This is a genomic window from Roseateles sp., assembly GCF_036486225.1.
Taxonomy (GTDB): Bacteria; Pseudomonadota; Gammaproteobacteria; order Burkholderiales; family Burkholderiaceae_C; genus Roseateles.
In genome coordinates this window covers 1-19,377 of record NZ_DASVNZ010000016.1, presented here as the reverse complement: position 1 = coordinate 19,377, position 19,377 = coordinate 1, and the positions used below count along the sequence as shown (strand labels likewise).

Annotated in this window: 14 protein-coding genes; 7 read left to right on the top strand and 7 right to left on the bottom strand. The window is 68.5% G+C overall.

Annotation, left to right across the window (positions count from 1 at the left end; genetic code table 11):
- The 3 genes from VF536_RS01575 to VF536_RS01565 all read left to right on the top strand — a co-directional run.
- Positions 1-652 (top strand): transporter substrate-binding domain-containing protein (locus tag VF536_RS01575; protein ID WP_331613028.1); only part of this gene is annotated, 652 nt, incomplete at its 5' end.
- An 84-nt stretch (positions 653-736) separates the two neighbouring features.
- Positions 737-1,423, top strand: a complete 687-nt coding sequence (gene rpe / locus VF536_RS01570; protein ID WP_331613027.1) for a ribulose-phosphate 3-epimerase — start codon at positions 737-739, stop codon at positions 1,421-1,423.
- A 19-nt stretch (positions 1,424-1,442) separates the two neighbouring features.
- Entirely contained in the window at positions 1,443-1,919 is a 477-nt protein-coding gene (locus VF536_RS01565; protein WP_331613026.1) for a low molecular weight protein-tyrosine-phosphatase, read from the top strand.
- Positions 1,920-1,934: 15 nt separating this feature from the next.
- Here VF536_RS01565 and VF536_RS01560 read toward each other — a convergent pair whose 3' ends face one another.
- The gene (locus VF536_RS01560; RefSeq protein ID WP_331613025.1) at positions 1,935-2,915 is read right to left on the bottom strand and encodes a hypothetical protein; all 981 of its coding nucleotides are present in this window, start codon (positions 2,913-2,915) and stop codon (positions 1,935-1,937) included.
- 85 nt (positions 2,916-3,000) lie between these two features.
- Between VF536_RS01560 and VF536_RS01555 the strand changes: the two genes are divergently transcribed.
- A complete protein-coding gene (locus VF536_RS01555; protein ID WP_331613024.1) occupies positions 3,001-3,609 on the top strand; it encodes a DNA-3-methyladenine glycosylase I in 609 nt (202 codons plus the stop codon).
- Positions 3,610-3,648: 39 nt separating this feature from the next.
- Here the strand turns inward: VF536_RS01555 and VF536_RS01550 are convergent, their stop codons facing one another.
- The 5 genes from VF536_RS01550 to VF536_RS01530 form a co-directional block, all read right to left on the bottom strand.
- Complete coding sequence (locus VF536_RS01550; RefSeq protein ID WP_331613023.1) at positions 3,649-5,847, bottom strand: hypothetical protein; 2,199 nt, start codon at positions 5,845-5,847, stop codon at positions 3,649-3,651.
- Between the two features lie 60 nt (positions 5,848-5,907).
- Positions 5,908-9,039: an efflux RND transporter permease subunit gene (locus tag VF536_RS01545; protein ID WP_331613022.1), complete on the bottom strand. Its 3,132-nt coding sequence runs from the start codon at positions 9,037-9,039 to the stop codon at positions 5,908-5,910.
- 60 nt (positions 9,040-9,099) lie between these two features.
- Positions 9,100-10,410, bottom strand: a complete 1,311-nt coding sequence (locus VF536_RS01540; protein ID WP_331613021.1) for an efflux RND transporter periplasmic adaptor subunit — start codon at positions 10,408-10,410, stop codon at positions 9,100-9,102.
- A gap of 238 nt (positions 10,411-10,648) precedes the next feature.
- Entirely contained in the window at positions 10,649-11,578 is a 930-nt protein-coding gene (locus VF536_RS01535; protein ID WP_331613020.1) for a pseudouridine-5'-phosphate glycosidase, read from the bottom strand.
- A 28-nt stretch (positions 11,579-11,606) separates the two neighbouring features.
- Positions 11,607-12,707 carry a carbohydrate kinase gene (locus VF536_RS01530; protein WP_331613019.1) on the bottom strand — a complete coding sequence of 367 codons (1,101 nt, stop codon included), beginning with the start codon at positions 12,705-12,707 and terminating at the stop codon, positions 11,607-11,609.
- Between the two features lie 187 nt (positions 12,708-12,894).
- Here VF536_RS01530 and VF536_RS01525 point away from each other — a divergent pair, with 187 nt between their 5' ends.
- Positions 12,895-14,445, top strand: a complete 1,551-nt coding sequence (locus VF536_RS01525) for a methyl-accepting chemotaxis protein (RefSeq protein ID WP_331613018.1) — start codon at positions 12,895-12,897, stop codon at positions 14,443-14,445.
- Here VF536_RS01525 and adh read toward each other — a convergent pair.
- On the bottom strand, positions 14,442-15,962 hold the full coding sequence (gene adh, locus VF536_RS01520; protein WP_331613017.1) for an aldehyde dehydrogenase: 1,521 nt from the start codon (positions 15,960-15,962) through the stop codon (positions 14,442-14,444). The genes VF536_RS01525 and adh overlap by 4 nt on opposite strands.
- Before the next feature lie 211 nt (positions 15,963-16,173).
- Here adh and VF536_RS01515 point away from each other — a divergent pair, with 211 nt between their 5' ends.
- Together VF536_RS01515 and VF536_RS01510 are read left to right on the top strand one after the other, a co-directional pair.
- Positions 16,174-18,234: a sigma-54-dependent Fis family transcriptional regulator gene (locus VF536_RS01515; RefSeq protein WP_331613016.1), complete on the top strand. Its 2,061-nt coding sequence runs from the start codon at positions 16,174-16,176 to the stop codon at positions 18,232-18,234.
- A gap of 466 nt (positions 18,235-18,700) precedes the next feature.
- A partial coding sequence (locus VF536_RS01510) for a PLP-dependent aminotransferase family protein (RefSeq protein WP_331613015.1) occupies positions 18,701-19,377 on the top strand: 677 nt, incomplete at its 3' end.

The following is a 19,377-nucleotide window of genomic DNA, read 5'->3' as shown; positions in this document are numbered from 1 at the left end:
GGCCAAGTACGGGTCGGGCGACCCGCTGCGGCCCGGCCTGTGCGGCGAGATCGCCGCCGCCGTCATGCGCACCGACCCGGACCTGCACATCGAGGGCCTGAACCAGCAGGTGCCGCTGCGGCGCCTGGAGCTGATGCTGAGCAACGGCGACCTCGACGTGTTCTTCTGCCTGCTGAAGTCGGAGCACCGCCACGCGCTGATGCGTTACCTGCCGGTGCCGCTGTACCGGATCTCGCATGTGCTGGCGATGCGCGTCGGCGACGAGCGGGCGCCGCGCACCTGGGACGAGCTGCGTGCCTTCGCGCGCCGCCAGCCGCTGCTGCTGGCGCAAGGGACCAAGCTGGCCGCGACGCTGCAGGAGGCGGACGTGGCCTTCATCGAATCCGCGCGCAGCGACAAGGAAGCGCTGCAGATGCTGGTGCGCGGCCGCACGGCCGGGGTCTACGGCCAGGACTTCAACCTGCGCCAGGCCGCGCGGGGCGCGGGCCTGGAGCCGCGCGTGCGCATCGGGCCGCAGGTCTTCGAGGAGGAGACCCAGTACGCCGTGGTCTCGCGCCAGCTGCCCGAGGCGGTGGTGGAGCGGCTCACCGACCGCCTGCGCCAGATCAGCGCCTCCGGGGAGATCGCCCGGCTCGCCGAACGTTACCGTTGAGCGTGAGCCCCGGGCGACCGGGCACGCGGTGGCCTTCCTACAATCGTCGTTTTTCCCCGCCAGCGGCTCCGCGCCCGCCCTGCCATGAACCCGCCCACCTACCGCATCGCCCCGAGCATCCTGTCCGCCGATTTCGCCAACCTGGGCGAGGAAGTCCGCAACGTGCTGGCCGCCGGCGCGGACTGGATCCACTTCGACGTGATGGACAACCATTACGTGCCCAACCTGACCTTCGGCCCGATGGTCTGCGAGGCGCTGAAGAAGCACGCCGTGAAGCCCGACGGCACGCCGGCCCCGATCGACGTCCACCTGATGGTGCAGCCGGTGGACAGCCTGGCGCAGGCCTTCTGCCGCGCGGGCGCGAACCTGGTGAGCTTCCATCCCGAAGCCAGCGCGCACGTGGACCGCACGATCCAGCTGATCAAGTCGGAAGGCGCGCAGGCGGGTCTGGTGTTCAACCCGGCCACGCCGCTGGATGTGCTGGAGTGGGTCATCGACAAGGTCGACCTGGTGCTGATCATGAGCGTCAACCCCGGCTTCGGCGGTCAGAGCTTCATCCCTGGCGCGCTGAAGAAGCTGCAGCAGGCCAAGGCGATGATCCTGGCCAGCGGCCGCGACATCCGCCTGGAAATCGACGGCGGCGTGAAGGTGGACAACATCCGCGAGATCGCGGCCGCAGGCGCGGACACCTTCGTGGCGGGCTCGGCGATCTTCGGCAAGCCGGACTACAAGGGCGTCATCGACGCCATGCGCGCCGAGCTGGCGCTCTGAGCCCGGAGGCGACGTCCCGGTGACCCGACTGCTGCTGGTCTGCGCGGCCAACCTGTGCCGCTCGCCGATGGCCGAGGCGGTGTTGCGCCTGCGCGCCGGAGAACTCGGCCTGACCGAGGTGCACTCGGCCGGCGTGTTCGCGTCGTCGCGTGCGCATGTCGTCGACAAGCGCGCGCTGGCCGTGCTGGAGCAGCGCGGCTACGGCATGGACCGGCGCTGGCGCTCGCGCAAGGTGAAGACCGAGGACTTCGACCGCTATGACCTCATCCTGGCGATGGACCGCAACGTGCTGCGCGGCCTGAAGGCGGCGAAGCCCGCCGTCTCGCCGGCGAAGCTGGGGCTGTTCCTCGCCGGCATGACCGGCCTGGGCCTGGACGAGGTGCCCGACCCGTACTACGGCGCGGGCAGCGCCTTCGTCCACGTGCTCGACCTGATCGAGGCGCGCGTGCACACGTGGCCGAAGGACGAGGCGGTGTTCCAGCGGGACGTGGGCTGAACCCGGCCCCGTCACCTATCGAGGCAGGCGGGCTTGTCCGCCGTCGCGCTGCCGCGGGACGCCCGTGACTGCTTCGACCTCCTCCTCCTTGAATTGCATGCTGCGCATGGCCGCCGCCAGGTGCTGCGCGCTCTTCTGGCGGAGCGCGTCCCTGGCGTGGTCCCACTGGACCATGTCACTGCGTGTCGTGCCATCCGTGCCCATCAATGCCAGCAGCAGCTGTCGCATGCGATCCTGAGCCCCGGGGAACTCACGCGGCGGCAGTTCGTCCAGACGACTGTGGATCAGGAGGCCCGCGACGGTTCTGAACGCGAGGTTCATGTGCCATGGATCGGACAGGTAGTGGCCGCGGTCTTCGATGAACCGCCTGTCGGGCGCCATCAGCGCCATGGCGTCCTGCACCTGAAGCGGCCCGCGGATGCAGAGCTGGCCGCAACCGCCTGCCCAGGCTTCCAGTGCGTCTTTCGTCTGGACCGGGCGCTTCGTCGGCTCCTTGTCCCAGGCGAGGGCCAGCGGGTTGCCTTCTTGCCCCTGGCCCAACAGCGACAGCAGGTCGTCCCGTCGCAGCACATCGTGCGCGGCGGCATATTGCAGCGCCTGGAGGAAGCGCGTCAGGCGTGCGAGGTCTTCGAGGTCGCCTTCGGCGGCGCGCCGGAACAGCGCCAATGCGGGCGTGTCCGGCGACCGCAGGGGCGACCAGGGTCCCAGGAACAACGCCTTGCATCGTTCTCGCGCGAGATGACTGCGGGCGGCGGCATTCGTGGCGCCGTCGAGAAGCCCGCGGAGCGTGTCGGCATCGAAGGCCATCAACCGGTGGGTCCAGTCGTCCATCGACAGGCCGGGACGGGACAGTCTTTCGATCCAGGCGAGCACGCTGCCCGTGTCCATCGGTTGAAGCCTCCGGACGGGGTCGACGGACGAGCCGCACTCCTCGGGTTCCATGGACGGCTCTTCGGTGAAAAGGCAGGGCGAGAAAACGTTGTGGATGATGGGCATGGGCCGTTGAGTGTGCGCATGCCAACGGTCGTTCGCCTGCGCGGGACGGCAGAATGCGTCGCTCCTGGTGGCCGGAGGCGGGACGATGACGGATCGATTGGCGCAAGGGCCGGACGGCCAATGGCGATGCAAGTGGTGCGAGGCCCCCGGCTTCGACATGTACCGCGAGTACCACGACAACGAATGGGGCTACCCGGTCCACGAGGACCGGCGGCTGTTCGAGAAGCTCTGCCTGGAGGGCTTCCAGTCGGGCCTGTCGTGGCGGACCATCCTCGCGAAGCGCGAGAACTTCCGGAAGGCCTTCAAGCAGTTCGAGATCGCCAAGGTCGCGAAGTTCGGCGAGGCCGACGTCGTGCGGCTGCTCGCGGACGAAGGCATCGTGCGCCACCGCGGCAAGATCGAAGCGGCGATCCACAACGCGTCCCGCGCGCTCGAGCTTCAGAAGGAAGCCGGCTCGCTGGCCGCGTTCTTCTGGCGCTTTGAGGACCCCGAGGAGGGCGGCGATGTGCGGCCGGCGTCGGAGACCTCGGTGACGCTCTCCAAGGAGCTGAAGAAGCGCGGCTGGAAGTTCGTCGGACCGACGACGGCCTACGCGTTCATGCAGGCGATGGGGCTGATCAACGACCACGCGCCCGGTTGCATCGGACGCGCGGCTGCGGCGCGAGAGCGCAGGAAGTTCAAGTCGCCTCGTTGACCGACCCGGCATGCCTGCCGCGGGAGAACGATCGGCTGCTCATTCTGAAATGGCGGGGTCCTCGATCCTCAATTCGACGTCGAGGGGCAGTTCAAGTCGGTTTCCATCGGGCGCCATCGTCGGCGGCTTGATGTGTATATCGAACTTGATCCAGTCCATGCTCAGGCCGTTCTTCTGGACGAAGTCGATGGCCTCGTGCAAGCCCGCGAGAACTTGTGAAAAAGAGTCTTCCGCCGGCGTGCCGAGCAGCGCGAGCGCAGTCCTGGACTCGTCCGGGCTGAACCCTGAGTCGCACATGGCGCGGAAGCTTTGATCCAGGGTAAGAATGAAATCTTTGGCATGGCCATGAGACCACACTGCTTGAAGCAGGCGGGAGGGGCCGTTGTCCTGGATCCCGAGCAGCGCCTGCAGAAGGGCGAGCGTATTGGCGTTTGGCTCGATCCGGTGCAGGGGCTCGACGAGCCCGATCAGCGCGCGGAGCAAGCGCAAGGCCTCTGGATCGTCGACAGGAACGATGTGGCCCCCTCCCTTGGCGGGTGAGGACAGCAGTTCGTTCAATTCCCACGGCCTGAGATCCGACATCAATGCGACGCGGATCGAGATGATCCACTGACTGGCGAATTTGAGCTGGCGGGTGTCCGGGGCGCCATCACGCGGCCGCGGCCCCAGCACGCGCAGTTCCTGGAGAGACAACGGCGCCAAGGCCGTTTCCAGCGCGCGACGGACATGGCCGAGGCGTTCGGCGCGATTCTCCGTGTCGCGGAGGCTGCGGACCAGTTCGACGGCTGAGAGGGCGTCCGGACGGCTGAGTCGAATCCAACCCGCTTCATTGCCTGTCATCAGGGCGCGGCGGTCACGCCCCGTCAGCGCGTCACGAATCCGTAGGAGCACGGCTTCACCTTCGACTCCGTTGGCAGCGCATCGTTTGATGAGGGGGCGCATTTGCTCGTCGTCGAGACGGTCGCACAAGGCCTCGGCGGTCTCCACATCGCGGACCCAGCGCAAGTCCAGGTGTCCGACCGACTCGTCAGGCATGTCATTCCTGATCGCCTGGGCAACCGCCGTGGAGGGAATGTCACCGGGCTTCAGCAGCATCAGGTCCGCTGCGGTCAGCGGGCGCGGTGCGCGTTCCTCCACCGCCCATGCCAGCCTTCCGGCCTTGAAGAAGGTCACGTCCTTTGCCGCGGTGGCGACACGTTCCGGTTTCTGCCCTCGATTCGTCCAATGTCCTCGGTCTCTCTGCTTCAGGAAATGCAGCGCCAGCATCGTGAGGTCCGTCGCCGGCCCGCAACGACCGCTGTCCATGTCGATCCGAATGACCGCCGACGGGTGCGGCTTGCTGCCGAACTCGGAAGCCAGCGATTCGATGACCGCCCCGATCTGTTCCATCGTGGGGGCGGATCCGTTGCCTGCGCCCGGACTGCTGCCCCGCAGCCCGTCCCACAGGCGACCCACGTAATCTCCCGCCACCGTCTCCGCGATGCAAGCGGGATGCAGCGCGACCGCCAGTTCGTCCAGGCAGCGTTTGACCAACGCTGAGGGCACTGATCTGGAAGCCAACGGATCGGGCGGCAGCGCGCAGTCGATGCGCAACGCCTTCCCCACTTGCGCAAGCAATGGATGCACGAGGTGGATGTGGGAGCCGCCCGCCACACGCAAGGTGTCGGCAAACTCTTCTGTCACTGCCGCACCGACGATGTCCCGGGCGATCTGCTTGCGTGCCGCTTCCCACTTGGCGGGCAGGCTCTGCGGCGCAGGCGCCAGCCGTTGCAGGCTTGACAGGAGGCAGTCGATGACCCCAACGGGGCACAGCAAGATCTGATGGGACAAGTCCAGCAGTTCGGTACGCCGTTGCTCGGGATCCGTCCTCGGATCGGCGGCAATGGTCACCAGACGCTCCAGGGTGTCGATGCCCAGTTCATACACGCCCGAGGCGTGAGCACCGAAATGCCGATTGATGCCGTCGGCGTTCACCTCAAGCACGTGGTCCCGGAACTCGTCCATCGCCCGACACGCTTGTGCGTCCTGAGGGATGTATGCCTTGAGCGCTCCGGTGAGCCCCGTTACGTGCGCGCCAAACGCCTTGAAGTCGGCATGCCGGGCGAAACTTTCAGGCGTGCCATGGAGTTCCGGTCGGTATCGACTTGTGGGGACGGTCGACGACGGCGCGGCATGGTCGTCGTTCTGGCGTTCGGCCGGGGACCGGTATCCGAACCGGCGAAGCAATGAAGACAGCATTCCCGTCAGTGGGACGCTCGGCGGTTGTGTTCATGTGCCGCGCGATATTGTCCGTTTGCGTCAGTCCGCGTGGCCGGACGCGGGGTGAACTGGATGCTCGGTCAGTCGCGTCTGTTCGACCTCCCGCGTATCCGGCCCCTTCCCGCTGAATCGATCCAGCGCCAGATAGATCACCGGCGTGATGTAGAGCGTCACCGCCTGCGACAGGATCAGCCCGCCCACCACCGCCAGACCCAGCGGCTGGCGCAGCTCCGCGCCGGCGCCCAGGCCCAGGGCGATCGGCAGCGCGCCCATCAGCGCGGCCAGCGTCGTCATCATGATCGGACGGAAGCGCAGGATGCAGGCCTCGCGGATCGCCTGCTGCGGCGTCATGCCGCCGTTGCGCTGCGCGTCGAGCGCGAAGTCGATCATCATGATCGCGTTCTTCTTGACGATGCCCACCAGCATCAGGATGCCGATCGTCGCGATGATGGTCAGCTCCATGCCCGCGAGCTGCAGCGTCAGCAGCGCGCCCACCGCCGCCGAGGGCAGCCCCGCCAGGATGGTCAGCGGATGGATGTAGCTCTCGTAGAGCACGCCCAGCAGCACGTAGATCACCGCGATCGCCAGCACGATCAACAGCAGCTGGCCGCCCTGCGAATCCTTGAACACCGCCGCGTCGCCGCCGTAGCTGGTGATGATGGACGGCGGCAGGCCGATCTCCTTGGTGAACTGGTCGATCTTGGCCGTGGCGTTGCCCAGCGGCACATCCGGCGCGAGGTTGAAGCTCAGCGTGATCGCCTGCAGCTGGCCCTGGTGGTTGACCGCTGTCGGACCGAGCTCGCGTTTCACGCTCGCGAAGGCCGTCAGCGGCACCATCGTGCTGTTCTTGCCGCGCAGGTAGATCTTGTCGAAGGCGTCCTCGCTGAGGCGATCGCTGTCGGTCGCCTCCATGATCACCTGGTAGGTGTTGCTCTCGGCGTAGATGCTGGAGACCTGGCGCTCGCCGAAGGCCGAGTACAGCGCGTTGCGCAGGTCCTGCATCTGCACGCCCAGCAGCGTGGCGCGCTCGCGGTCGATGACGAGGTTGGCCTGCAGCCCGCGCAGCTGCGAGTCGCTGGTGACGTCGCGGAACACCGGGTCGTTGCGCAGCTTGTCCTGCAGCTTCACGGCCCAGGTGTTGAGTTCGCCGGTGCTGACCGACTGCAGCGTGAACTGGTAGCGGCTCTTGGACTGCCGGCCGCCGAGCTGCAGGTTCTGCACCGGCCGCAGGTAGACCGCGATGCCGGGCACGCCGCGCAGCTTCTTGCGCAGCTGCTCCAGCACCTGCGGCATCGGCGGACGTTCGCCGCGCGACTTCAGGTTGATGAACAGGCGCCCCGTGTTGACGTTGCCGCCGCCCCCGCCGCCGCCCACCGCGGCGGACACCGACGACACCGACGGATCGTCCTGCACGATCTGCGCGACGCGTTCCTGCAGGACCGTCATCGCGGCGAAGGAAATGTCCTCGGACGCTTCGGTGCTGGCCTGGATCTGGCCGATGTCCTCTTCCGGGAAGAAGCCCTTGGGGATGACGATCCACAGCCACGCGCTGGCGATGAAGGTGGCCAGCGCCACCACGCCGACGACCCAGCGGCGCGCGAGCGCCCAGTCCAGCGAGGCCGTGTACTTGTTCAGCACCCAGCCGAAGCCGGCTTCGAAAGTGCGGCCGAGGGCGTTCTCCTCGACCTCGTGATGGCTGCTCAGGAAGCGGCTGCAGAGCATGGGCACCAAGGTCAGCGACACGCCGGCCGACACGCCGATCGCCAGCGACACGACGACGGCGAACTCGTGGAACAGCAGCCCGATCACGCCCGGCATGAAGAAGATCGGGATCAGCACGGCGATCAGCGAGATCGAGATCGACATGATGGTGAAGGCCATCTCGCGCGCGCCGCGGATGGCGGCGTCGAAGGGCGCCATGCCGTCCTCGACGTGGCGGTAGATGTTCTCCAGCATCACGATCGCGTCGTCGACGACCAGGCCCACGGCCAGCGTGATCCCGAGCAGCGAGATGTTGTCCAGGCTGTAGCCCAGCGCGAACAGCAGCGTCACCGCGCCGATCAGCGAGATCGGCAGCGACAGCGTCGGGATCAGCGTCGCGACCATGCGGCGCAGGAACAGGAAGATCACCATCACGACCAGCGCCACCGTCAGCGCGAGGGTGAAGTAGACGTCGTGCAGGCCTTCGCGGATGGACACCGAGCGGTCGTTGAGCGTGCTCATCTGCACCGAGGCCGGCAGCTGCGCGGCGAAGCGCGGCAGCATCGCCTTGACCGCGTCGACGACCTTGACGGTGTTGGCGTCGGGCTGGCGCTGCACGGCCAGCACGATGGAGCGCTCGCCGTTGAAGTTGGAGAAGGACTTGACGGTCTCGTAGCTGTCCTCGACGTCGGCGACCTCGCGCAGGAACACCGGAGCGCCGTTGCGCGTGGCCACGACGATGCCCCCGAAGGCGTTGGCGTCGCGCAGCTGCTTGTTGGCCTGGATGGTCAGCGTCTGGCGCGCGCCGTCCAGCGTGCCGACGGGGGTGTTGGCGTTGGCGCCCTTGACGGCCGCCTGCAGCTCGTCAAGCGTGATGTTGCGCTGCTGGAGTAGCTCGTTGCGCGCCTTGATGCGGACCGCGAAGCGCTTCTGGCCGTAGATGGAGACCTGCGCCACGCCGTCGATGGTCGACAGGCTGGGGGTGATCAGGTTCTCGGCGTAATCGTTGAGCTCGGACAGGTTGATCGACGGCGAGGTCAGCGCCACCAGCAGCACCGGCGCGTCGGCCGGGTTGACCTTGCGGTAGGACGGCGGGGTCGTCATCTCGACCGGCAGCGCGCGCAGCGAGCGGAACAACGCGGCCTGCACGTCGACCGCGGCGGCGTCGATGTCGCGCGCGGAGTCGAACTCCAGCGTCAGCGAGCTGTTGCCCAGCGTGTTGGTCGAGGAGATCGTCGTGATGCCGGCGATGGTGGAGAACTGCTTCTCCAGCGGCAACGCGACGGACGACGCCATCGTCTCGGGGCTGGCGCCGGGCAGCACGGCCTGCACGTTGATGACCGGCGTGTTGAAGCTGGGCAGCGCGGCGACCGGGATGCGGCTCCAGGCGGCGATGCCGGCGACGACCAGCGCCACGTTCAGCAGCACGGTCATGACCGGCCGGCGGATGAAGAGTTCGGTGAGATTCATGGCAGCTTCCGTGGGGCGGGAGGCTTCGAAGCGTCGAAGGCGGGGGCCGGAAGGCCGGGATCAGGGAGCGGCGACGTCGGTGGCGGAGGCGCCTCCTCCAGCAGCCGCCGAGGCCGCGGCCAGGCGCGCGGCGGCGGCCGGATCGACGGCGGCGGGCTGCGTGCGCAGCGGCGTGCCGGGGCGCAGGTTCTGCTTGCCATCCAGCACCACGGTCGCGCCGGCGTCGACACCATCGACCACGGCCATCTCGCCGAAGGTGTAGCGCAGCTTCACCGGCTTGAGCTGGGCGGTCTTGTCGGGGCCGACGACGTAGACCTGGCGGTCGTTGCCGCGCAGGATGATCGCGGCCTGCGGGATCACGATGGCGTCCTTCATGCTGCGCAGCGTCATGCGCACGCGCAGGTACTGGCCGGGCCAGAGCTTCTGCGCGTCGTTGGTGAACTCGGCCTTCAGCTTGATTGTGCCGGTGGTCGCGTCCACGAGGTTGTCGACGAAGGTCAGCTTGCCGCGGGCCACGGAGTCGACCGGCTTGCCGCCCTTGCTGTCCTTGCCGTCCTTTCGTGAGGGACCGCCTTCGATCGACGGCAGCACGACCTGGACCTCGGGCGGCGTGACCTGGGCGCCGGTGGCGCCGGGGCGCATCGCGTCGAGCACGGGGGCGAGCTCGGTCTCGGGCAGGTTGAAGCTGATGGCGATCGGATCGATCTGGACGATGTTGACCAGCGGCGTGCCGGTGGCGCTGGCCTGGACCAGGCTGCCGGGCCAGACGTTCACGGCGCCGGCGCGGCCGGCGAAGGGCGCGCGGATCTCGTTGTAGCTGAGCGCGACGGACGCGGATTCGACGGCGGCGGCGTCCGCGTCGACCAGACTGCGGCCGCCCTGCAGGCCGGCCAGCGCGGTGTCGACGGCGCTCTGCGCGACGAAGTTCTGGGCGAGCAGGTCCTTGGCGCGTTCGTACTGGCGCTGCAGGTCGCCGAGGGCGGCCTTGTCGCGGGCGAGCTGGGCCTTCGCCTTGTCGAGGTTGGCGCGGTCCGCGCGTTCGTCGAAGCGGAACAGGACCTGACCCTTGGTGACGGTCTGGCCGTCGTGGACCAGCACGTCGCGGATGGTCGAGGTGGTCTGGGCGCGCAGGTCGACCTGGTTGATCGGGGTGACGGTGCCGGAGGCCTCGACGGTGACCGGCACGTCGCGGCGCTGCGCGGTGACGACGCCGACGGTCTGGGTGCCGGCGGGACCGGAGGCGCCTCGGGCCGCGGCGGCAGGGCCGGCCTCGCCGCCGTCACGGGAGGCGGCGCGCGACTTCCACCACCAGCCCCCGCCCGCGACGAGCAGGACGACGATCAAGGACAGGACAAGGGGCTTGCGGCGCATGAACACGTTCTCCAACGACAGTCATCCAGGGAGCGCGTTGCAAAGCTCCCTGAGGGCGCGGAAGGTTAAGTCCGGTCCTTTCGATGATTGTTTCGTTCAGGTTAATCCTGCGCGAGCGGGAGGAAAACCTGTGCGATTGGAGCGTGAACGAGCGTTTCCGGAAGGGTGGGGAGGCGGGAGAAGGACGCCGGTCGGACTCCCTCTCCCGCTTGCGGGAGAGGGTGAGGGCCAGCGGCCGTCAGCGTGCGAGGGCCCTGGCGAGCGCCGCGCCGACGACGGCGTTGTGCTTCACGAGGGCGATGTTGGTGGCCAGGCTGGCGCCGCCGCTGAGGTCCTTGATGCGGGCGAGCAGGTAGGGCGTGACCGCCTTGCCGCTGATGCCCTGCGTGGCGGCTTCCTGGAGCGCCTGCTCGACGAAGCCGTCGATGACGGCCTGTGGCATTTCATGCACGGCCGGCACCGGGTTGCTGATCACCGCGCCGCCGTTCAACCCGAGTGCCCACTTCGTGCGCAGGAACCGCGCCTGATCCGCCGGCGCGTCGATGCGGAAGTCCGCCTTCAACCCGCTGTCGCGCGTGTAGAACGCGGCGAAATTCTCCTGACCCACCGACAGCACCGGCACGCCGTGCGTCTCCAGGTATTCCAGCGTCAGCGCCAGGTCGAGGATGCTCTTCGCGCCCGCGCAGACCACGGCCACCGGCGTGCGGGCCAGTTCCTGCAGGTCGGCCGAGATGTCGAAGGAGGTCTCCGCGCCGCGGTGCACGCCGCCGATGCCGCCGGTGACGAAGACCTCGATGCCGGCCAGGCGTGCGCAGATCATCGTCGCGGCCACCGTGGTGGCGCCGACGCGGCCCGTCGCCAGCGCGAAGGGCAGGTCGCGGCGGCTGAGCTTCATTGCGTCCGGGGACTGACCGAGCAGCTCCAGCTGCGCGTCGTTCAGCCCGACGCGGATCTTCCCGTCCAGCACCGCGATCGTCGCCGGCACGGCGCCATGCTCGCGCACGATGGCCTCGACCTCGCGCGCGGTCTGCACGTTCTGCGGATACGGCATGCCGTGCGAAATGATCGTGGACTCCAGCGCCACCAGCGGACGGCCTTCGGCGCGCGCCGCGGCCACTTCGGGCGAGAAGTCGAGGAGGTTCTGGTCGATCAGGTCTTGCGTGTTCATGAAGTGCTTTCGTGTTCGGAGGTGTCGATCAGACGAGCAGCGCCGGGCTCAGCGCCTCGCTGACGGTGGCGTCGCTCTGCAGCGTCAGCGCTGCCAGCCGAAGGCCGAGCGCGCAGGCGGCGCGCAGGTCGTCGGGGTCGCGGTGCAGTGCGGCGGCGATGCCGGCGGTCATCGCATCGCCGGCGCCGGTGACTTCCCGGATCGAGGCGGGATCCAGCGCCGGCGGCGGGAGCAGGACCAGGTCGTCGCCGTCGGAGAAGCGCACGCCCTGCGGGCCGTCGCTCATCACGAGCCGTTGCAGCCCGGCTTCGTGCAGGGATCGCCAGGCGGCGCGCAAGGCGGCGTCATCGGCCAGGGCCCGGCCCACGAGCGCCTGCAGTTCGCCGCGATTCAGCACCAGCAGCTCGACCCCGCGCAGGTCGGCGCCGAGCCGGGTCATCTTCGGCTCCGACACGGCCACCAGCAGCAGGCGCTGGCCGCGCAAGCGCGCTTCGGCGCGCAGCTCGTCGAGCGTCTCTCGCGGCAGGTTCAGGTCGGCGACCAGCCAGCGCGCCGGCGCACGCTGCGGCGCGGTCTGTCTCAGGAAGGCGGGGTCGAGCCGGTCGGTCAATTCCATGTGGGCGAGCGCCAGCACCAGTTCGCCGTCGGGGTCCAGCACCGCCGTGTAGCTGCCCGTCGCCGCGTCCGCGGCCTGCAGGCAACCCGCGCAATCCACGCCGAGTCCCTGCAGCTGCGCCAGCAGCGTCTGTCCCGCGGCATCGCGGCCGACGGCGGTCAGCAGATGCACCGGCAGGCCGAGGCGCCCCAGGTTCTCCGCGATGTTGCGGGCGACGCCGCCGGCCGATTCATGCTGGCGCGCCGGATTCGAGCTGCCCATCCGCAGCGGGCCGACGGCGCGCAGCTTGCGGTCCAGGTTCGTGCCGCCGATGCAGACGATGGGCTGGCGCTGCGGCAGCACGTAGGCGCGGCCGAGGATGCGGCCTTCGCGGGTCAATTGCCCCAGATGGCCCGCCACGGCGGAGCGCGACAGGCCCAGCTGGTCCGCCAGTTCCTGCTGGCCGATGAAGGGGTTGGCTTCGACCAGCGACAGCAGCTGTTCCTTCGAGGAGAGGTCCTTGGGGGGCGTCATGGCGGCGGATTCTAGAGAGCCTCCATCCTTGATGCAAACACATGTCCTTAAAACAGACATTTGTTTATCCTCACTGGCGGGCTTGCAAGGGACTCGCGCGATTAGCGAACTTTGCATACCCTTCACTCGCTCCCACAGACCGGACTCGGCGGGGAGTGCGCCGCATCAAACAGTCAAGGAGGACGCCATGCGGAAGAACTTGCCCGTCACCCAGCGCCAGTACGACTTCCCCGCCGACGCGACGCTGATGTCCACGACGGACACCAAGAGCCGGGTCACCTACGCCAACGAGGCCTTCGTCGAAGCCAGCGGCTTCGCGACCGAGGAACTGCTCGGCCAGCCCCACAACATCGTCCGGCACCCCGACATGCCGCCCGAAGCCTTCGGCGACATGTGGCAGACGCTGCAGGGCGGCGAGTCCTGGACCGGGCTGGTGAAGAACCGGCGCAAGAACGGCGACCATTACTGGGTCCGCGCGAACGCGACGCCGGTGATGCGCAACGGGCAACCAGTGGCCTACATGTCGGTGCGCACGCGGCCGTCGGCCGAGGAGATTGCCGGTGCGGAGCGCCTGTACGCCGACATGCGCGAGGGACGCGCGAAGCACCTGCGCATCCACAAGGGCGTCGTGGTGCGCCAGGGCGCGATGGCGTGGACGTCGATGCTCAAGACCATGCCGGTGCGCTGGCGGGTGCGCCTGCCGGTGCTGGCCCTGACCGTCGCGGCGATCGGCTCCGAGTGGATGAGCGCCGACTCGTTCACCGCCGCGGCGATGTGGATAGGCGCCTTCGTGGTCGTCTCGCTGCTGGCGATGTGGTTCATGGAGGCGCAGGTCGTGGCGCCGATGGAGTCGCTCGCGCGGCATGCGAAGCGCGTCGCCAGCGGCGACACGCGTGACCCGCTCCAGATGGACCGCGTCGACGAGATCGGCATGGCGCTGCGCTCGCTCAACCAGCTGGGGCTGATGTTCCGCTGGGTGATCGACGACGTCGCGGCGCAGGTGGTGACGGTGCGCTCGTCCAGCGGGGACATCCTCAGCGGCAACAACGAGATCAGCGCGCGGACGGAGCAGGCCTCGGCCAGCCTGCAGCAGACGGCCGCGTCGATGGAGGAGATGAGCGCCACCGTGCGCAGCAACGCGGACGCGGCCCGGCAGGCCGAAGACCTCGCGCAGGGCGCGAGCGTGGCGGCGGCACAGGGCGGCGAGGTGGTCCGCAACGTCAACGAGACCATGGTCGGCATCACGACGTCCAGCAAGCGGATCGGCGACATCATCGGCGTCATCGACGGGATCGCCTTCCAGACCAACATCCTGGCGTTGAACGCGGCGGTCGAGGCCGCGCGGGCGGGCGAGCAGGGACGCGGGTTCGCGGTGGTCGCGAGCGAGGTGCGATCGCTGGCGCAACGCAGCGCGGCGGCGGCCAAGGAGATCAAGCAGCTGATCGGGGAAAGCGTCGAGCGCGTGGAGGCCGGCGGACGTCAGGTCGACGAGGCCAGCAAGGCGATGCATGAGATCGTCCAGCAGGTCAGGAGCGTCTCGGCGCTGATCTCGACCATCGGCAATGCGACGCGCGAGCAGGCGACGGGCATCGCCCAGGTGAGTCAGGCCGTCAGTGAACTCGATCGGACGACCCAACAGAACGCCGCACTGGTGCAGCGGTCCGCCGGGGCGAGCGATTCACTCGAGAAACAGGCGACGCAGCTGGTGCAGGCAGTGGCCGTGTTTCGGATGAGTTAGAAGAAACCCAACTTCTTCTGCGAGTAGCTCACCAGCAGATTCTTCGTCTGCTGGTAGTGGTCCAGCATCATCTTGTGGGTCTCGCGACCGATGCCGGATTCCTTGTAGCCGCCGAAGGTCGCGTGCGCCGGATAGGCGTGATAGCAATTCGTCCACACGCGGCCGGCCTTGATGCCCTTGCCCATGCGGAAGGCCGTGTTGATGTCGCGCGACCACACGCCCGCACCCAGTCCGTACGGCGTGTCGTTGGCGATGCGCAGCGCCTCTTCCTCCGTCTTGAAGGTCGTCACCGCGAGCACCGGTCCGAAGATCTCCTCGCGGAAGATCCGCATGTCGTTGGTGCCCTTGAACAGCGTCGGCTCGATGTAGTAGCCACCCGCCAGATCGCCACCCAGCTGCGCGCGTCCGCCGCCGATGAGGCACTGCGCGCCTTCCTGCTTGCCGATCTCGAGGTAGGACAGGATCTTGTCCAGCTGCATCGACGAGGCCTGCGCGCCCATCATCGTCTCGGTGTCCAGCGGGTTGCCCTGCTTGATCGCCTTCACGCGGTCGATCGCCCGCGCGATGAACTTGTCGTAGATCGATTCATGGATCAGCGCGCGGGACGGGCAGGTGCAGACCTCGCCCTGGTTGAACGCGAACAGCACCAGGCCTTCGATCGCCTTGTCGAACAGGTCGTCGTCCTGCGCGGCGATGTCGGGGAAGAAGACGTTCGGGCTCTTGCCGCCGAGCTCCAGCGTGGCCGGGATCAGGTTGGTCGCCGCCGCCTGGGCGATGACACGACCCGTGGCGGTCGAACCGGTGAACGCGATCTTCCCGATGCGCTTGCTCTGCGCCAGCGGCATGCCCGCTTCCTTGCCGTAGCCGTTGACGATGTTGAGCACGCCAGGCGGCAGCAGATCGGCGATGAGCTCCGCCATGACCAGGATGCTGACCGGTGTCGACTCGGCCGGCTTGAGCACGACCGCGTTGCCCGCGCCGATCGCCGGCGCCAGCTTCCAGGCGGCCATCAGGATCGGGAAGTTCCAAGGGATGATCTGACCGACCACGCCCAGCGGCTCGTGGAAGTGGTACGCGATGGTGTTGGCGTCGATCTCGCTGAGGCCGCCTTCCTGCGCCCTCAGGCAGCCGGCGAAGTAGCGGAAGTGGTCGACCGCCAGCGGCAGGTCGGCGTTCAGCGTCTCGCGCATCGGCTTGCCGTTGTCGACGGTCTCGGCGTAGGCGAGCAGCTCCAGGTTCTGCTCGATGCGGTCGGCGATGCGCAGCAGCACGTTGGCGCGCTCGGCGGCGGGCGTGGCGCCCCACTTTTCCGAGGCGGCGTGCGCGGCATCCAGCGCCAGGTCGATGTCGGCGGCGGTCGAGCGCGCCGCCTGCGTGAAGACCTGCCCGGTGATGGGCGTGATCACGTCGAAATACTGGCCGTCGCGCGGCGCCGTCCACTGGCCGCCGATGAAGTTGTCGTAGCGCTTCTTGAACTCCAGCGGCGCGCCGGCCGCGTTGGGCTTGGCGTAGATCATGGTGTTGTCTCCGTGTAGTTGAGGCGAAGGGACGCCGGGAAGCTCATTGCATGGGCCGTGCCAGCGCGGGCTTCGCGCGCAAGACCCTGCTTGCCGGGCGGAAAGCCTCTTCCCATCGCGGTCCGAATTGGTCAGGATCGCTCCAGCCTGGACCACACGCCTCGACGGCGGGACAGGTGTTCCGAAATGGAACACCCAAGGAGACAACGGCATGGTGAAAACACCGGGCGGCGCCGCATTGGCGCCGCGACTGCTGCGCGCGGCGCGGCGAGAGCTGCTGGACACGGGGCGGCTGAGCCTCGAGACGCTCGACGAAGGGCTGAGCCGCAGCTGGCTGCGCAGCCGTGATTTCGGCCTGAGCCCCGTCGGCCGACCGCCCGGCGCGCCGCATGCGTCCGGCGCCCAACTGCGACGCGCGCTGGAGCGCCAGCATGAGCTGGTCGCCCATGCGCGACCGGTGATGGAGGACCTCTTCGCACAGACCGGCGATGGCGACGGCCTGGTGATCCTGGCCGATGCGCAGGGCCTGCTGCTGGGCGCACTCGGCGACGGCCGTTTCGTCGACCGTGCACAGCGGGTCGCGCTGAGGCCCGGCGCGATCTGGGACGAGCGCTGGCGCGGCACGAACGCGATCGGCACGGCGCTGGCGGAGCAGCGGCCGGTGGCGGTGCTCGGTGGCGAGCACTTCCTGGAGCGCAACGCCTTCCTCAGCTGCACGGCGGCGCCGATCCGCGATCCGCAAGGCCGGGTGCTGGGTGTGCTGGACATCTCCGGCGAGCAGCGCGGCTTCCAGCGCCACACGCTGGCGCTGGTGCGATCCGCGGCGCGGATGGTCGAGCACCGCTTGTTCCAGACACGACACGCGGATGGACTGCGCTTGCAGATCCACGTCCAGCCGGAGGGCTTGGGAACGCCGACCGAAGGCCTGCTCGCGCTGAGCGAGGACGGATGGATCCTCGGCTGCAACGCGGCGGCGCAGGCGTGGCTCGGCGCGGACGCGGCGCGGCCGAGCCCGCTGGAGTCGGTGCTGCCACTGCGGTGGGCGGCGCTGATGGACTGGGCGAGGCAGGACGGAGAGGGCGCCCGGCTGCTGCATCGCGAGGACGCGCCGTCGCTGTGGTTGCGGCTGGATGCGCCGCGGGGGTGGCGACGCCCGGCGTCGCCGATCGCCGACCTCAACGCGAGCACGAGCACGACGATCCCGAGCACGAACTTGAACTCGGAGTCGGGCGCGAGGATCGTCGACGCGACGGATGCCTTGCAGGCGCTGGACCTCGGCGACGCCGCGATGCACCAGGCGGTACTGCGCGCACGGCGTGTGCTCGACAAGCCGATCCCGCTGCTGCTGCAGGGAGAGTCGGGTGTCGGCAAAGACCTGTTTGCACGCGCGGTGCATGACAGCGGTCCTCGCCGCGACCGGCCTTACGTCGCGGTGAACTGCGCGGCGTTGCCGGAGACGCTGATCGAGGCCGAGCTCTTCGGCTACCGGCCCGGTGCCTTCACCGGCGCATCGCGCGAAGGCGCGCAGGGGCGTCTGCGCGAGGCGCATGGCGGGACCCTGTTCCTCGACGAGATCGGCGACATGCCGCTGCCCTTGCAGGCGCGCCTGCTGCGCGTGCTGCAGGACCGCCAGGTGCAGCCGCTGGGTGGAGGGCCGTCGGTGCAGGTGGACTTCCAGCTGATCGGCGCGAGTCACCGTCCGCTGCGGCCGCTGGTCGCGCAAGGGCTGTTCCGCGAGGACCTGTATTACCGGCTCAACGGCCTGACCTTGTGCCTGCCGCCGCTGCGGGAGCGCCAGGACTTGCCGGTGCTTGTGGCGTGTCTGCTGGCGGCGCTGGAACCGACGCGGCGCGTGGTCCTCGATCCGACGCTCGCGCGGGAGCTGAGCGCCTATCGCTGGCCCGGCAACGTGCGCCAGCTGGAGCAGGCATTGCGCATCGCTTGCGCGTTGATGGAGCCGGGCGAGTCCATGATCCGGCGCGGTCATCTGCCGGACGACCTCGTCGAGGAGCTGGATCAGAACGAGCCGATAGCCATCCCGGTGCTCGTACCGCCGCCGACGCGGACGTCGAACGCATCGACGTCCCGATCAGGCGCGCCGTCGCAGCGGGCCGCTCCGGCGGAGGTCGCGCCGGCGATGCTGCGGGACCAGTCGCGGGCGCATGCGCGGCGAGTCCTCGACGAGTGCGATGGCAACCACTCTGCGGCCGCGCGGCGACTCGGCATCGGGCGCAACACGCTGTACCGGCTGCTGAAGTCGCCCGGCGCGTGAAGGGGAACGACGGCGCGTGGATGCGCGGGGTGGCCGCGTAGGGCATCGCCTCACAGGCGCATCAGTGATCCGCCGAAGCCGCGCTGGGGAGAACCCGCCTTTCGAGCCCATCGGCTGCTGCGTATTCTTTCGTTCATGCGGTCCAGGGTTTCTTGGTGGTGGATCCGCAGAGGCGCAAGCCGGACGTCAATGGGTAAGGCGGACATTCGAAAGGATGTCCGCCTTCGTCTTTTGGGGCCCCGTCAAAGGGCTTCAATGCATCAGATCGCGAATCGCCTTCCCAGCCTCTGCGGAGCCGAGCACCTCGCAGAGGCGGGACTCCAATGCTCCGAAATCGCCGCAATAGACGCACTCAAATTCCAGCGACAGCTCGTAGGGGAGCCAGCCATTCGCAGCTGCGCCGCCACGCCGCTCATAAACTAGAGCACCCACCGAAACCTGTGATGGATGATCTGAACCGCGCTTCATGAAGCTCTACGAGACGCTCGCCGACGACATCGAACGCCAGATCCGCGGCGGCGTCTTCCGCCATGGCGACCGTCTCCAGTCCGTGCGCGAGACCAGCAAGCAGCGCCAGCTCAGCGTCACCACCGTCATCCGCGCCTACGTGCTGCTCGAGAGCCGCGGCCTCATCGTCAGCAAGCCGCAGTCGGGCTACTACGTGCAGCTCAAGGGGGGCGATGCCGATGTCGACGCGCCGTCCACGCCGCGGCCGATCGCCGTCTCGTCTTCGGTCGACGTCAGCCGGCTGGTGCTGTCCACGCTGCGCTCGATCGCCGCGCACGACGCGGTCCCGCTCGGCTCGCCGTATCCGGATACCGGCAGCTTCCCGTTCGAGAAGCTCAACCGCTACGCCTTCGCCGCCGGGCAGGACCCGGCGCTGCGTTCGCTCAAGGACGCGCTGCCGCCCGGGCATCCGCTGCTGATCCGGCAGATCGCCCGGCGTTACCTCGACAAGGGCCAGGCCGTCGATCCGGCCGAGATCCTCGTCACGATGGGCGCGACCGAGGCGCTCAACCTCTGCCTGCAGGCCGTGGCCAAGCCCGGCGACGTGGTCGCCGTCGAGACGCCCACCTTCTACGCGATGCTGCACGCCATCGAGCGCCTGGGCATGCGCGCATTGGAGATCCCGACCGACCCGGT

What these genes read in the sequence shown, in the direction of transcription:
- rpe (WP_331613027.1), top strand. Translation starts at nt 737, where the DNA reads ATGAACCCGCCCACCTACCGCATCGCCCCGAGCATCCTGTCCGCCGAT.
- VF536_RS01560 (WP_331613025.1), bottom strand. Translation starts at nt 2,915, where the DNA reads ATGCCCATCATCCACAACGTTTTCTCGCCCTGCCTTTTCACCGAAGAG.
- VF536_RS01555 (WP_331613024.1), top strand. Translation starts at nt 3,001, where the DNA reads ATGACGGATCGATTGGCGCAAGGGCCGGACGGCCAATGGCGATGCAAG.
- VF536_RS01550 (WP_331613023.1), bottom strand. Translation starts at nt 5,847, where the DNA reads ATGCTGTCTTCATTGCTTCGCCGGTTCGGATACCGGTCCCCGGCCGAA.
- VF536_RS01545 (WP_331613022.1), bottom strand. Translation starts at nt 9,039, where the DNA reads ATGAATCTCACCGAACTCTTCATCCGCCGGCCGGTCATGACCGTGCTG.
- VF536_RS01540 (WP_331613021.1), bottom strand. Translation starts at nt 10,410, where the DNA reads ATGCGCCGCAAGCCCCTTGTCCTGTCCTTGATCGTCGTCCTGCTCGTC.
- VF536_RS01535 (WP_331613020.1), bottom strand. Translation starts at nt 11,578, where the DNA reads ATGAACACGCAAGACCTGATCGACCAGAACCTCCTCGACTTCTCGCCC.
- VF536_RS01530 (WP_331613019.1), bottom strand. Translation starts at nt 12,707, where the DNA reads ATGACGCCCCCCAAGGACCTCTCCTCGAAGGAACAGCTGCTGTCGCTG.
- VF536_RS01525 (WP_331613018.1), top strand. Translation starts at nt 12,895, where the DNA reads ATGCGGAAGAACTTGCCCGTCACCCAGCGCCAGTACGACTTCCCCGCC.
- adh (WP_331613017.1), bottom strand. Translation starts at nt 15,962, where the DNA reads ATGATCTACGCCAAGCCCAACGCGGCCGGCGCGCCGCTGGAGTTCAAG.
- VF536_RS01515 (WP_331613016.1), top strand. Translation starts at nt 16,174, where the DNA reads ATGGTGAAAACACCGGGCGGCGCCGCATTGGCGCCGCGACTGCTGCGC.